The organism is Streptomyces sp. NPDC006487 (assembly GCF_042870555.1).
Classification (GTDB): Bacteria; Actinomycetota; Actinomycetes; order Streptomycetales; family Streptomycetaceae; genus Streptomyces.
In genome coordinates this window covers 60,546-73,603 of record NZ_JBIAHN010000023.1, presented here as the reverse complement: position 1 = coordinate 73,603, position 13,058 = coordinate 60,546, and the positions used below count along the sequence as shown (strand labels likewise).

Genomic DNA, 13,058 nt, shown 5'->3' with positions numbered 1-13,058 from the left:
CCGAGCCTATTCCAACCTCTTGGGGAGGTCGGTGAGGGGCGGCGTGTTCGCAGGTGTTCCAGCGTGCGGGCCGTATCCGGTCCGTAGGGCCGAGGCGGGGTCCGACGGCAGGCCGTCCGTGGGCGGGGCGGGTGGTGTCTGCCAGCCGAGTTCGACGGAGCGGCGGCATTTTTCGGCGGCGTCGCCGGAGCTCGTGAACAGTGCGGTCAGCATGTGCACGCCCTGGGCGAGGACTTGGTGCGGCAGCGGGCCCGCCGCGACCAGGGAGGCGAGTCCGTGGCCGATCACCCAGCTCTGCGTCGCCAGGGTCAGGGGGTCGACGTCGGCGTTGAAGCGGCCGGCCGTCTTGGCGCGTTCGACGGCGCTGACCAGGCAGTGCAGGGTCTCATCGGCGGCCTTGGCGTCCTCGAGCTCGAAACCGGCGTCGAACATGATCCGGTAGAGGTCGGGGGCGGCCAGGGCGTTGCTCACGTAGGCGGCTCCGAGCGCGGCCAGGTCCCGTACCGGATCCGTGGACGGCGGCACGGCGTCGAGCCTGGCTGCCAGGCGTTTGAAGCCTTCCTGGCGCATGGCCGTCCACAGGCCGTCCATGCCTCCGAAGTAGGTGTAGACGGCCATCGTCGATACGCCGGTTCCGGTCACGAGTGACCGGAGGGTGACGGGCTCACGGGTGCGCAGCATCATCGCGGCTCGCTCGATCAGGAGGGAGCGGATCGCCGGGTCTTTGGTTCGAGCCATGCCCTCAGAATACATAGCAGCGCTATGGTTTGGGGAGGTGTGCCGGAGCGTGCGCCCTGACGAGAAGGAGTTTCCATGGCCGTGACGCTGGTCAATCCCAAGGGGTTGCCGAAGCCCGACGTCTACCGTCAGCTGTCGATCGCCACCGGGTCGAAGCTGGTGTTCCTCGCAGGTCAGGTCGCGCGCGATGCCGAGGGGCGGCGTGTCGGCGAGGGGGACTTCGCCGCTCAGGTCGAGCAGTGTTATCTCAACATCGCCACCGCCCTGGCCGAGATCGGCGGATCCTTCGACGACGTGGCGAAGTTGACCGTCTACGTCGTCGACTGGAGCCCCGAGAAGATGCCGCTGCTGGGGGAGGGCGTGAGCCGGGCGGCGGCCAGGCTGGGCATCGACCCCGTCAAGCCGGTCACGCTGCTGGGCGTCGCGGCGCTGGGGGAACCCGACCTTCTCGTCGAGGTCGAAGCCACGGCCGTTCTCGACTGACGCGGGTGGCGGTCGATTCGTGGGTGACGGTCGATTCCCGGGGCAGTGGCCGCTCCGCCGCGATGGACCGTCCCGCCCTCCCCCACGAGCTCCCGGCTGAACGGGGAGTTCGGCCCGGGAGGGCCGGGCGGTCCAGGTCCTCAGAGCCAGCCCTCCAGTGATGCCATGAAACCGTCGAAGTCGTCGCGGTGGATGGTGTGGCCGGCGCCGGTGACCGAGCGGACCTCGAAGCCGCGCTCCTTGAGGACCGCCGCGCGCTCGGGTGAGATCAGGAAGCTCGGGTCCGCCAGCTGTACGAGGGACGGGACCACCGGTGCGGCCGGCAGCAGGTCCGTGCCCATCAGCGGGGTCAGGCTCAGGGCGGTGGCCTCGTCCCAGACGGCCAGGGTGGCCAGTTCGACGTCCACGTCGGCCTCCTCCCAGCGGGGGTTCATCGCCTGGATCTGCTCCTTGGGAGCGGACTTGAACTGGGCGAACATCTCGGGGCCGAAGCCCTCGCCGAGCTCCGCGAGGTGCCAGGCCGGGTCCGAGAACACGGCGCGCTTCGGCTTCAGGCGGTCGACGGCCTTGGAGAGGGTCAGGCCGCCGAGGGAGTGGCCGATGGCGAGCTCGGCGCCGGCCGGGAGCGTTTCGACCACGTCGTCGGCGAAGGCCTCCGGGCTGTACTCGCCCCGGCCGCTGGCGCCGTGGCCGCGCAGGTCCACGGCGATGACGCGGTAGCCGCGCTCGGCGAGGGCGGGTCCGACCCGGCGCCAGGTCCGGTGGTCGGCCATGATCCCGTGGATCAGGAGGGCGATGCGGTCGCCTTCGCCCCAGGTGTGGGTGTGGAGCTGCACGGTGATGCCTTTCAGCGTCAGGGGGATGGGGGAGGGGGAGGAGGGAGGGGAGATGGGGAGGGAGGGGCTGGGTGGTGGGTGCGGGAGTGCGGTCGGGTTTGGGTCGGGTCGAGGCGGGGCGGGGCCGCCTGCCCGTCTAGCGGACGCTGCGGATCGGCTTGACCGCCAGGGCGCCGGCCACCGCCAGGGCGGCGGCCGCGATGAACAGGGCCGTGTAGCCGCCGCTCAGGGACACGATCACCGAGGCGATGAAGGGGGCGACGATCTGCGGGCCGGCGTTGGCGATGTTGAGCACGCCCATGTCGCGGGCGGCGTCCTCCGCCTTGGGGAGCACCATCGTGACCAGTGCGGTGTCCACGGCCATGTAGCAGCCGAACGCGAGGCCGTTGATCACGGCGAAGGCCAGCATGGCCGTCCAGCTGGTCGACAGGGCCGGGATCACCAGCGCGACTGCGGACAGCAGGGCCGAGGCGCCGACGAAGAGCTTGCGGCGGTCGTACTTGTCCGAGAGCCAGCCGCCCAGAACGGTGGAGACGACCATGGCCACGCTCGTCAGCGGCATCATGATGGCGACCGCCGCCTCCGGCTCCATGCCCTCGGGCAGCACGGTGTGGTCCTGGAGGATGTACAGCTGGTAGCCGCTCACCGCGAAGTAGCCGAGGACCAGCAGGGCCCGCCCGATGAACGCCCAGCGGAAGTCGTGGTCCTTGAGGGCGCTCGCGAAGGCGGCCAGCTGCGCCTTGACCGGCATGGAGGGCTTGGCGGGGCGCCGTTCCTCGCGGGTGCAGGTGGTGAACAAGACGGCGGCGCCGGCGACGATCGCGCCGAAGATCAGGTATCCGGTGCGGTAGTCGTTTGAGAAGGCCGCGCCGATCAGCGCGCCGATGGTGGAGCCCAGCGGCAGGCCGAGGCCGACGGCGGCGGAGGCCTTGCCGCGGGCGCTCATGGGCACCCGGTCGGGGACGACGGAGGTGATCGCGGCCTGGTAGATGTTCATCACGGCCTGGCCGAGGCACCAGGCGATGGTGATGAGCAGGATCGTGTCCGCGGCGCCGAGCAGGAACATCGCCGGTATCGCGGCGAGTCCACCGCCCAGGATCCAGGGGTTGCGCCGTCCGCTGCGGTCGGACAGGGCGCCCGCGACCGGGTTGAAGACCGTTGCGAAGATCGCCGAGACCCCTGCGATCAGGCCGAAGTTGGCGACCTTGTCCGCCGCGTCGATGTCCTCGACCTGGAGGGCAAGGAGTACGCCGGCGACGCCGATGTAGAGGGCGTACATGGCCCCGTTGCCGACGAGCAGCAAGGGGAGCAGGCCGCGCGGGGAGGCGGGGGCGTCGGTGGTGGCGGCGGCGGTGCCGGTGCCGGGGGAGGAAAGGGCCACGGTGCCCTCCTGGGCAGTTGGGTAAGGGGCGAGGGATGCAGAGGGATGCGGGGGGATACGGAGGGGTGCACTGAGGGGTGTGGTGAGGAGTGCGCGCCGCCCTGTCACGACGGCGGGGGTGCGACGGAACGCGGCAGGGCGGCGGCACGGCTGGACACGGCACCGGCACGTGCGGAGACACCCTTGGTGAAGCTGGGGTGACGACCTGGTTACACGTGTCAGTGAATCGTGTAACCACTGTGTAGCATTGGTTTCCGGCCATCCGCTAGCCCCCGGGCCCAAACGGTCTGGAAAGATGCCACGGCAATGTCTCAGTCATCGAAGCCGCCGAAGCCCCCCACGCCGCCGTCCCCGTCGCCGGCGCCCGTCCCGACCAGCGCGGACGTCGCCCGTCTCGCCGGAGTGTCGCGCGCGACGGTCTCGTACGTCCTGAACAACGCGGAGGCCGTACGCATCAGCGAGCCGACCCGCCGCAAGGTGCGCGAGGCCGCCGAGGAGCTTGGCTACGTCCCGCACGCGGCCGCCCGCAGTCTGCGCGCCGGGCACACGCGCATCGTCCTGCTGCCCACCTCGCACGTGCCGATCGGCCCGCTCTACAGCACCTTCCTCAACGAGTTGCAGTGGGCCCTGCGCGGCCTCGACTACACGGTGGTCCAGTACGGCAGCCTCGGCCTCACCGGTGACGAGGCCGCGCGGGCCTGGGCCGAACTGCGGCCGGTCGCGGTGCTCTCCCTCGGGGAGATCGCCCTGTCCTCGCAGAACGTGGCCACGCTCAAGCGGGCCGGGGCGCGCGCGGTGCTGACGATGGGGCCGGAGGCCGTCGCCGGGGCGCACGCGCTGGTCATGGACCAGGCGGAGGTCGGCGCGCGGGCGGCGGAGCACCTGGTGGGGCGGGGCCGGCGCCGGATCGGCGTGGTCGTGCCGGAGGAGGAGGGGCTGGGGCTGTTCTCGACGCCCCGGCTGGCGGGCGCGCGGTCCGTGGCGGAGGCGGAGATCGTGGCGCTGCGGATGGCCTACTCGGAGGAGTCCGCGGCGAAGCTGGCGGAGCGGTGGGCGTCGCTGGGGCTGGATGCGGCGTTCGCGTACAACGACGAGTACGCGATGCTGCTGATGCGGGCCTTCCAGGACGTGGGTCTGCGGGTGCCGGAGGACGTCGCGGTGATGGGCGCCGACGACCTGCTGATCGGGCGGCTGCTGCGGCCGAGGCTCAGCACGGTGCAGATCGAGATGCCGACGGGGGAGCGGCTGGCGGCGCTGGTCGACGAGGCGGTACGGGAGCCTTCGGCGGTGGTGCGCAGACACGACCTGATGGCTGCGGTGGCGGTGCCGCGGGACTCGACGTGAGCTGCCGCTCCGCTCCGGGCGGGCTGCGGATCGGATGCCGGCGGCCGGCCCGGCGCGGATGACGGCCCAGGGCCGCGCCCGGCGCCCAGGCTCCCGGGGGCTCCGCCCCGGACCCCGCACCTCAAACGCCGGCTGGCTGAAATCGCCGTACGGGCAGCTTCAACAGCCGGCTCGGACATACGGCAGGCGCAGGTCGGGGGCACCGGTGAGGGCAGGGGGCCGTTGACAGCGGGGTCGGGGGGACGGAGACTTCGGGCGCGCCCCACCGGGCGCGGGCGGAGCGTGCGCCGGACCGGACAGTGGTGTCGGTGTGCCGCGCCGTCTCCCGTTCGCCTCGGAGGGACTCCATGAGCATCCGTACCGTCCGCGACGTCTACGTCGTCGACGCCGTCCGCACCCCGATCGGGAAGTTCGGCGGTGCCTTCGCCGGTGTCCGACCCGACGACCTGGCCGCCCGCGTGGTGCGCGCGCTCGTGGACCGTACGCCTGCACTGGACCCGGCCCGCATCGACGACGTCGTCTTCGGAGACGCCAACGGCGCCGGCGAGGACAACCGGGATGTGGCCCGCATGGCGGTGCTGCTCGCCGGGCTCCCCGTGACCGTTCCCGGGGTCACGGTCAACCGCCTCTGCGGTTCCGGGCTCGAAGCCGTCGTCCAGGCGGCCCGCGCCATCGCGCTCGGCGACGCCTCCGTCGCCATCGCCGGGGGCGTCGAGTCCATGAGCCGGGCCCCCTGGGTGGTGCAGAAGCCGGAGCGCGCCTTCCCCGCCGGGCACCAGCAGATGTGGTCCACCACCCTCGGCTGGCGGATGACCAACCCCCGCATGCCCGCGGAGTGGGCCGGTTCGCTCGGCGAGGGTGCCGAGCTCGTCGCCGACAAGCACGGCATCACCCGCGAGGCGCAGGACGCCTTCGCGCTGGAGAGCCACCGCAAGGCCGCGGCCGCCTGGGCCGCCGGGCAGTACGACGCGGAGGTGGTCCCGTACGCGGGCGTGGATCTGCCGCGCGACGAGTGCATCCGCGAGGGTTCCGGCCCTGAGGCGCTCGCGCGCCTGAAGCCCGCCTTCCGGAGCGACGGCACCGGAACGGTCACGGCGGGCAACGCCTCGCCGCTCAACGACGGAGCCGCCGCGCTGCTGTTGACGGACGAGGAGGGCCTCGCCGCCACCGGGCGGGAGCCGCTCGCCCGGATCAGCGCGTCGGCCGTCACCGGGATCGAGCCCCAGCTCTTCGGCCTGGGGCCGGTGGAGGCGGTCGAGCGAGCGCTCGCCAAGGCGGGTCGCGGCTTCGCCGACTTGGCCGCCTTCGAACTCAACGAGGCTTTCGCCGCGCAGGCGTTGGGATGCCTCGCAGCATGGCCCGAGCTGGATCCGGCGGTGGTCAACCCGCGAGGCGGGGCCATCGCGATCGGGCACCCGCTCGGCGCTTCGGGAGCCCGCCTGGCGGGTTCCGTGGCGCACCAGCTCGCGGCGGCCGGATCCGGTACCGGGATCGCGGCCCTCTGCATCGGTGTGGGGCAGGGCATCGCCCTCGTGCTGGAGCGCTGACGGGACGCCGGCCGGTCGATCGTTTCCGGTCATAGTCGGACGCCAACTGCTCTGCAACTGAAGAGAATTGATGCCTCAGGTGCGGTGGGGTGGCACGATGGCGCGTGCTGCCGCCACCCCCCCGCCACGCTCCCCGCACCCGGAGGCCCTGCGCCATGCCGCTCCTCGATCCGACGCTCTGGCAGGACGGACCCACCCTCACCGGAGGTACCGCCGCGGTCGTCGAACCCGCCACCGGCCAGACCCTCGCGACCATCGACCTGGCCGCCCCGGCCGACGTCGCGGAGGTCGCCGTACGGGCCCACGCGGCTCAGCGGGACTGGGCGCGGGCCACCCACCTGGAGCGGGCCGCCGTGCTGCGCCGGGCCGGTGACCTGTTCACCGCCCACGCGGAGGAACTGCGGGACTGGCTGGTCCGGGAGTCCGGATCCATCCCCGGCAAGGCCGACTTCGAGCTACACGTCGCCGCGCAGGAGTGCTACGAGGCCGCGGCCCTGGCCTCGCGTCCGGCCGGGCAGGTACTGCCGAGCGAGGCCCCGCGGCTGTCCTTCACCCGCCGCGAACCGGTCGGTGTGGTGGGGGTGGTGGCGCCCTTCAACGCTCCGCTGATCCTCTCGATCCGCTCGGTCGCGCCCGCGCTCGCCCTGGGCAACGCGGTGCTCCTCAAGCCGGACCGCCGTACCGCGGTCAGCGGCGGGCTCGCCCTCGCCGCCGTCTTCGCGGCGGCCGGCCTGCCGGGCGGGCTGCTGCACGTCCTGCCCGGCGGCGCCGAGACGGGCACGGCGGTGGTCACCGATCCCCTGGTCCGAGTGGTCTCGTTCACCGGATCCACCGCCAGCGGCCGGGCCGTCGGCGAACTGGCGGGCCGTCACCTCAAGCGCGCCCACCTGGAGTTGGGCGGGAACTCGGCGCTCGTCGTGCTCCGCGACGCCGATGTGGAGGGGGCCGTCGCGCAGGCCTCCTGGGGATCCTTCTTCCACCAGGGGCAGATCTGCATGACGGCCGGCCGGCACCTCGTGCACGCTTCGCTCTACGACGAGTACGTGGAGCGGCTCGCCGCGCGCGCGGAGGAGCTCGCCGTCGGGGACCCGTACCGCGAGCGGGTGCACCTGGGGCCGCTCATCGACCGGTCCCAGCTGGACCGGGTCCACGGCCTGGTGGAAGCCAGCGCCGCACAGGGCGCCAAACTCGTCACGGGCGGCACCCACCAGGACCTCTTCTACCGGCCCACGGTGCTGGCGGGCGCGGGCGACGACAGCCCCGCCTACGCGGAGGAGGTCTTCGGTCCGGTGGCGCCCGTACGGTCCTTCGCGACGGAGGACGAGGCGGTGGAGCTGGCCTCCGCCGGACCCTACGGGCTCTCCCTCGGGATCGTGACCGGTGACGCGGCGCGCGGGCTGGACCTGGCGGGGCGGATCCCGGTCGGGATCGCGCACGTCAACGACCAGACGGTGAACGACGAGGCGGTGGCCCCCTTCGGCGGCGTCGGCGCGTCCGGCACCGGCGCCCGCTTCGGTGGCGAGGCCAACCTCGACGCCTTCACGGAGCTGCGCTGGACGACGCTCCGCGCCACCCCCGGCGGACATCCGTTCTAGACGGCCGAGGGGGTCTCCCCGGAGGCCCTGGCCCCCCAGCAGGGCCATGGCCCCGGTCTCCGGCTCGCGCCGCTCCGGGTCGGGGTAGCCGAGGAAGTGGCGGCGCGCGTGCGCGTCGTCGGCCATGATCAGGGGAGCGTGCCGGCTCATGAGGTACTCCTCCCGTCCGCCGGGGGCTCCCCGGCGGGTCGGCGGGCCCGGTCAGGAATGCTTCGAGCCGGTCGTTCGTTCAGGGAAAAGAAGCAGCACAGCACTCTGGAGGTCTGGAATACCGTGGCTACTGTCGAACTCACCAAGGAGAACTTCGACCGGACGGTGAGCGAGAACGCGTTCGTCCTGATCGACTTCTGGGCGGGCTGGTGCCGTCCCTGCCTGCAGTTCGCACCGGTCTACGAGAAGGCCTCCGAAGCCAATCCCGACCTGCTCTTCGCCAAGGTGGACACCGAGGCGCAGCAGGAGCTCGCGGCCGCCTTCCAGATCAGCTCGATCCCGACCCTCATGATCGTCCGGGATCAGGTCGCGATCTTCTCGCAGCCCGGCGCGCTGCCCGAGGCGGCGCTGACGGACCTCATCACGCAGGCCCGGGCCCTGGACATGGACGAGGTGCGGACGAAAATCGCCGCGGAGCAGGGCGGCGCCGCCGGCGACGCGGCCGAGGAGACCGGCACGCCGGGCGCCTGATTACGTGACGGGCCCGCGTCGTGCGGTGAGACTGGCCCGATGAGCGAAGCGGTGGAGTACGACGTAGTGGTCCTCGGCGGGGGGCCGGCCGGCGAGAACGTCGTGGACCGGACCCGCGCCGCCGGGCTGAGCACGGCGCTGGTCGAGAGCGAGCTGGTCGGCGGCGAGTGCTCGTACTGGGCCTGCATCCCCAGCAAGGCGCTGCTGCGCCCGGCGCTGGCCCGGGCCGACGCCCGCCGGGTGCCCGGCCTCGCGGGGTCCGTGGCCGGTCCACTCGACGCGGGCGCGGTGTTCGCGCACCGGGACTACTGGACCGGCAGCTGGAAGGACGACGGCCAGATCGACTGGCTGGAGTCGGTCGGCGCGCACGTGTACCGGGGCCACGGGAGGCTGTACGGAGTCCGCAAGGTCGCCGTCACCAGCCCGGAGGGGGAGCACCACGTGCTCTCCGCCCGGCACGCGGTCGTCGTCGCGACCGGCACCCGGGCCGTGATCCCGGACCTGCCGGGCATCGAGGACGCCCGCCCGTGGACCAGCCGCGAGGCCACGTCGGCGCAGGTGGCGCCGGGACGGCTGCTGATCGTCGGCGGGTCGGTGGTGGCCGCGGAGATGGCCACGGCCTGGCAGGCCCTGGGCTCCGAGGTGACCCTGCTCGTACGGGGCTCCGGGCTGCTGCCGCGCATGGAACCCTTCGCGGGGGAACTGGTCGCCGACGCGCTCCGGGAGGCGGGCGCGACGGTCCGTACGGGAGTGGCCGTCGAGTCCGTCGTACGGGACGGCTCGACCGGGCCCGTCACCGTGGTGCTCGAAGGCGGCGAGACGCTGGAGGGCGACGAACTGCTGGTGGCGACGGGACGTTCCCCGCGCACCGAGGACATCGGGCTCGTCACCGTCGGGCTCACTCCGGGCGGGTGGATCGCGGTCGACGACAGCTGCCGGGTCCCGGGGATCGACTGGCTGTACGCGGTCGGCGACGTGAACCACCGGGCACTGCTCACCCATCAGGGGAAGTACCAGGCCCGTATCGCGGGCGCCGTCATCGCCGCCCGGGCGGCGGGCCACCAGGCGCTCGACACGGGCCGTTGGGGCGCACACGCGGCGACCGCCGATACGCAGGCCCTCCCGCAGGCCGTGTTCACCGACCCGGAGGCCGCATCGGTGGGCCTGACCCTCGCGGAGGCGGAGCGCGCCGGCCACCGTGTCCGGGCCGTGGACTACGACCTCGGCACAGTCTCCGGAGCGGGCCTGTACGCCGACGGCTACCGGGGCAGGGCCCGCATGGTGGTGGACCTGGACCGCGAGGTCCTGCTCGGCGTCACCTTCGTCGGACCGGGCGCGGCCGAGCTGTTGCACGCGGCGACCATCGCGGTCGCGGGCGAGGTCCCGATCGAGCGGCTGTGGCACGCGGTACCGGCCTTCCCGACGATCAGCGAGATCTGGCTGCGGCTGCTGGAGGAGTACAGGGGTTAGGTGCCGCCGCTCGGTACAAACGGCGGAGGTGTGCGGGCAGGGTATGTGGGAAAGGGTGACCGGATTCGCTCACCCCTCGGGAGCGGGGGCTGGAGAACCCGCCACCAGCGCCTCCACCTGTGGCCGCAGCGCGGGCTCCGCGCACAATGCGAAGTGATCGGTCCGCCGCAGGTCGAACACCCCCCGCACGCCACGCCGCCGCGCATGCGCGACCAGATCGTTGAAGTGCGTCTCGAAGCGCGTGGAGAAATGGATCCGCACCGGCCCCTCGCACACCGACCGCAGCCGCTCGCACCGGCGCACGAACCGCTCGTAGGACCCCACCTCCTCCGCGTCCTCCCACACCTCGCCCGCGTGCCGGCACACCTGCGCCAGGTCCTTCCCGACGATCCGGTGCAGGTAATCGCAGAAGTTCGCGAAGGTGTCCAGGTCCCGGGTCCCCGCCACGATCCCGCGCAACGCCGCCGCCGGATCGGACAGGTCCAACCCGGCCAGGGCCCGGGTGACGGGGAGAGTGGACCGGTTCATGTTCGGATCCAACAGCAACACCCCCGCGAGCGCGGGCCGCTGCTCCGGATGCTCCGCCCACTGCTCGGCCAGGCGCAGCACCGTGTCGGCCCCGTACGAGAACCCCACGAGCACGAGCCGCTTGCCCGGGTGGCGCCGGGCGAGCGCCCTGATGGCCCCCGCGATCAACTCGGTGTGCGTGGCCAGGCCGATCGGCCGGTAGCGCGCGTCCCGTGCCTCCTCCGGATGGTGACCGAACGCCGTCAACGCGACGGTGTGCGGCAGGGCCGAGGCCATGTACGGGCGGAACTCCGAGGCGTCCGTGCCCAGACCGTGCAGCAGGACCACCAGGTCACGCGAAGCGGTGGCCCGCTCCAGGTAGCGCAGCCGGCGGCCAAAGACCATATGGTCCGCCGGCAGGTCCACGTCGAAGTCGTCGGCACTGATCTCGAAGGAACCCTCGACCACCACCGGCCCCGCGTCCCGGCCGCCCGAACCCGACCTGCCGCCGCCCCACCACCCGAGGCCGAAACCCGTGCCGGCGGCGAGGAGCGCGACACCGGTCGGCGCGATGGCGTGCGCCCCGACCCAGGCGAGCACGGTGCGGGCCTCGTCGGCGTAGATCCCGATCAGGATCCCCAGCGTGCCCCCGACCGCGGCCAGGGCCGCGCGCACCCGGGTCACCATGCGAGTGGCCGGGCCCGGGCCTGGAGCCGTCATTCCGCCCCCCGCGGCCCCGCCGGCGCCCGCACCCCTGTCCGTTCCCGCACCCCGTCACCCCGTCTTCCGCACCGCGGCCCCCGTCGCACCGGCGTTCGGGTCCCCTACCCCCGGGGCGGGCGGGCGAAGCCCTTCCGGTTCCCGGTGCCTCAGGCAGGCAGGTCGGCGGGCCAGTCCGGAAGGAACCGAACACATGGGGCCTCGCATAGGAATCAGGAGCGGCAGACGAGGCCCGGATGCGGGGAGGCAGCCCGGGGCGCGACACCGAAGACGGGGCTGCGCCCGCGACCTGAGCGCTACCTGAGCAGCTCCCACAGTTGCTGGACGCACAGCACCACGAACAGCAGGCCGGCGGCCCCCAGCATCGCGTTGCTCAGCAGGCCGTTGCGCCACTGGGCCGGTGTGCGTGAGGAGTTGAGCAGCCACAGCAGTGTCAAGGCGAGGAAGGGCATGAAGAGTGCGCCGATCACTCCGTACACGACGACGAGACCGAAGGGCTGGTCCAGGAAGAGCAGGCTGATGGGCGGGAAGGTGAGCCAGAGCAGATAGGCCCGGAAGGGCAGGGACTTGGCCGGGTTCGTCCCGGCCGGGGCGAGGGAAGGCCGGAACTTCGTGGCGAAGTCGGCGAACATCAGGCTCACTCCGTGCCACACGCCGATCAGCGAGGTGAAGGACGTGGCGAAGAACCCGACCAGGAACAGCTTGGCGGTCGCCCTTCCGTAGTGCTCCTCCAGGACGGCACTCAGATCGAGCAGCCCCTTGTCCCCCTTGGCCAGGGCCACGCCGGACGAGTGCAGCAGCTCGGCCCCGACGATGAGCATGGCCACCACGAAGATCCCGGTGGTGAAGTAGGCGACGCGGTTGTCGAGCCGCATCACCTTCATCCAGCTCGTGTTCGTCCAGCCCTTCGCGTTCACCCAGTAGCCGTACGCGGCGAGGGTGATCGTGCCGCCCACGCCGCCGATCAGCCCGAGCGTGTAGACCAGGGAACCGTCCGGCAGTACGGGCGCGAGGCCGGCGAAGGCCGCGTCGAGCCGGGGCGTGACGCGGATCGCGAGATACACGGTGACCAGGAACATGACGCCGACCAGGACGGTCATGACCTTCTCGAAGACGGCGTACCGGTTGAACCAGACGAAGACCAGCCCGGCCAGACCGCACAGCGCGGCCCAGAGCTTCAGGTCCATGGCGCCCGGGAAGAGCGCGGCCAGCGGGAGCGCGCTGGAGGACATCGCGGCGGCGCCGTAGACGAAGCCCCAGACGACGACGTACCCCGCGAAGTAGACGGTGGTCCAGGAGCCGAGGCTGTGCCAGCCGTCGAAGAGGGTACGGCCGGTGGCGAGGTGCCAGCGGCCGGCCGCCTCGGCGAGCGAGATCTTGACGAGGCAGCCGATGACCGCGGCCCACAGCAGTGTGTAGCCGAACTTGCTGCCCGCGAGGAGCGTGGCAACGAGGTCGCCGGCCCCGACACCGGTCGCCGCCACGACGATTCCGGGGCCGATGGATCGCCAACTCGCTTTGCGCGGAGCGTGGTTTTCGCTCCCCACGGTGTCCGTCCGCGTGGTGTCCGCCATCTGTGCCTGCCTTCCCGTTCGCCCCCTGGGTGACGGAGTCACCAAAACGGTTGGGTGGAGGTCGCGCAAGAGGCCCTCCCCCGTGCCGTACCGAGCGCGCTGCCGCCGATGGCGTCCACCGTGGCGCTTCTCCTGCGGGAACACCGGGCCGAACGAGCATCGTCGCCCGTGTGGGGCGTGTG

At 72.4% G+C, this 13,058-nt stretch carries 11 protein-coding genes; 6 read left to right on the top strand and 5 right to left on the bottom strand.

Going from position 1 to position 13,058, the window contains the following annotated elements:
• Positions 1 to 6 precede the first annotated feature (6 nt).
• Positions 7 to 738, bottom strand: coding sequence for a TetR/AcrR family transcriptional regulator (locus ACFYM0_RS33740; RefSeq protein WP_388508284.1), 732 nt, complete (start codon positions 736 to 738; stop codon positions 7 to 9).
• Between the two features lie 75 nt (positions 739 to 813).
• Between ACFYM0_RS33740 and ACFYM0_RS33735 the strand changes: the two genes are divergently transcribed.
• On the top strand, positions 814 to 1,221 hold the full coding sequence (locus tag ACFYM0_RS33735; RefSeq protein ID WP_388508281.1) for a RidA family protein: 408 nt from the start codon (positions 814 to 816) through the stop codon (positions 1,219 to 1,221).
• A 140-nt stretch (positions 1,222 to 1,361) separates the two neighbouring features.
• Here the strand turns inward: ACFYM0_RS33735 and ACFYM0_RS33730 are convergent, their stop codons facing one another.
• Positions 1,362 to 2,057 (bottom strand): alpha/beta fold hydrolase, encoded by a 696-nt coding sequence (locus ACFYM0_RS33730; RefSeq protein ID WP_388508278.1) that lies wholly within the window; start codon positions 2,055 to 2,057, stop codon positions 1,362 to 1,364.
• A gap of 136 nt (positions 2,058 to 2,193) precedes the next feature.
• Positions 2,194 to 3,438 carry an MFS transporter gene (locus ACFYM0_RS33725; protein ID WP_388508275.1) on the bottom strand — a complete coding sequence of 415 codons (1,245 nt, stop codon included), beginning with the start codon at positions 3,436 to 3,438 and terminating at the stop codon, positions 2,194 to 2,196.
• Between the two features lie 306 nt (positions 3,439 to 3,744).
• On the opposite strand from ACFYM0_RS33725, the gene ACFYM0_RS33720 reads away from it, so the two are divergent.
• From ACFYM0_RS33720 to ACFYM0_RS33700, 5 genes are all read left to right on the top strand, one after another.
• Positions 3,745 to 4,782, top strand: a complete 1,038-nt coding sequence (locus ACFYM0_RS33720; RefSeq protein WP_388508272.1) for a LacI family DNA-binding transcriptional regulator — start codon at positions 3,745 to 3,747, stop codon at positions 4,780 to 4,782.
• Between the two features lie 347 nt (positions 4,783 to 5,129).
• A complete protein-coding gene (locus tag ACFYM0_RS33715) occupies positions 5,130 to 6,329 on the top strand; it encodes a thiolase family protein (RefSeq protein WP_388508269.1) in 1,200 nt (399 codons plus the stop codon).
• Positions 6,330 to 6,484: 155 nt separating this feature from the next.
• Positions 6,485 to 7,924 carry an aldehyde dehydrogenase family protein gene (locus tag ACFYM0_RS33710; protein WP_388508266.1) on the top strand — a complete coding sequence of 480 codons (1,440 nt, stop codon included), beginning with the start codon at positions 6,485 to 6,487 and terminating at the stop codon, positions 7,922 to 7,924.
• 273 nt (positions 7,925 to 8,197) lie between these two features.
• Positions 8,198 to 8,605, top strand: a complete 408-nt coding sequence (locus tag ACFYM0_RS33705) for a thioredoxin family protein (RefSeq protein ID WP_388508263.1) — start codon at positions 8,198 to 8,200, stop codon at positions 8,603 to 8,605.
• Between the two features lie 39 nt (positions 8,606 to 8,644).
• Complete coding sequence (locus ACFYM0_RS33700; protein ID WP_388508261.1) at positions 8,645 to 10,075, top strand: dihydrolipoyl dehydrogenase family protein; 1,431 nt, start codon at positions 8,645 to 8,647, stop codon at positions 10,073 to 10,075.
• A 69-nt stretch (positions 10,076 to 10,144) separates the two neighbouring features.
• Here ACFYM0_RS33700 and ACFYM0_RS33695 read toward each other — a convergent pair whose 3' ends face one another.
• Both ACFYM0_RS33695 and ACFYM0_RS33690 read right to left on the bottom strand, forming a co-directional pair.
• A complete protein-coding gene (locus ACFYM0_RS33695) occupies positions 10,145 to 11,257 on the bottom strand; it encodes a hypothetical protein (protein ID WP_388508258.1) in 1,113 nt (370 codons plus the stop codon).
• Between the two features lie 341 nt (positions 11,258 to 11,598).
• Positions 11,599 to 12,876, bottom strand: a complete 1,278-nt coding sequence (locus ACFYM0_RS33690; RefSeq protein ID WP_388508255.1) for an Nramp family divalent metal transporter — start codon at positions 12,874 to 12,876, stop codon at positions 11,599 to 11,601.
• Between the last annotated feature and the right edge of the window lie 182 nt (positions 12,877 to 13,058).

Excerpts from the sequence above, each read along its gene's own strand:
- ACFYM0_RS33720 (WP_388508272.1), top strand. The coding sequence starts at position 3,745 with ATGTCTCAGTCATCGAAGCCGCCGAAGCCCCCCACGCCGCCGTCCCCG.
- ACFYM0_RS33690 (WP_388508255.1), bottom strand. The coding sequence starts at position 12,876 with ATGGCGGACACCACGCGGACGGACACCGTGGGGAGCGAAAACCACGCT.
- ACFYM0_RS33715 (WP_388508269.1), top strand. The coding sequence starts at position 5,130 with ATGAGCATCCGTACCGTCCGCGACGTCTACGTCGTCGACGCCGTCCGC.
- ACFYM0_RS33740 (WP_388508284.1), bottom strand. The coding sequence starts at position 738 with ATGGCTCGAACCAAAGACCCGGCGATCCGCTCCCTCCTGATCGAGCGA.
- ACFYM0_RS33700 (WP_388508261.1), top strand. The coding sequence starts at position 8,645 with ATGAGCGAAGCGGTGGAGTACGACGTAGTGGTCCTCGGCGGGGGGCCG.
- ACFYM0_RS33710 (WP_388508266.1), top strand. The coding sequence starts at position 6,485 with ATGCCGCTCCTCGATCCGACGCTCTGGCAGGACGGACCCACCCTCACC.
- ACFYM0_RS33735 (WP_388508281.1), top strand. The coding sequence starts at position 814 with ATGGCCGTGACGCTGGTCAATCCCAAGGGGTTGCCGAAGCCCGACGTC.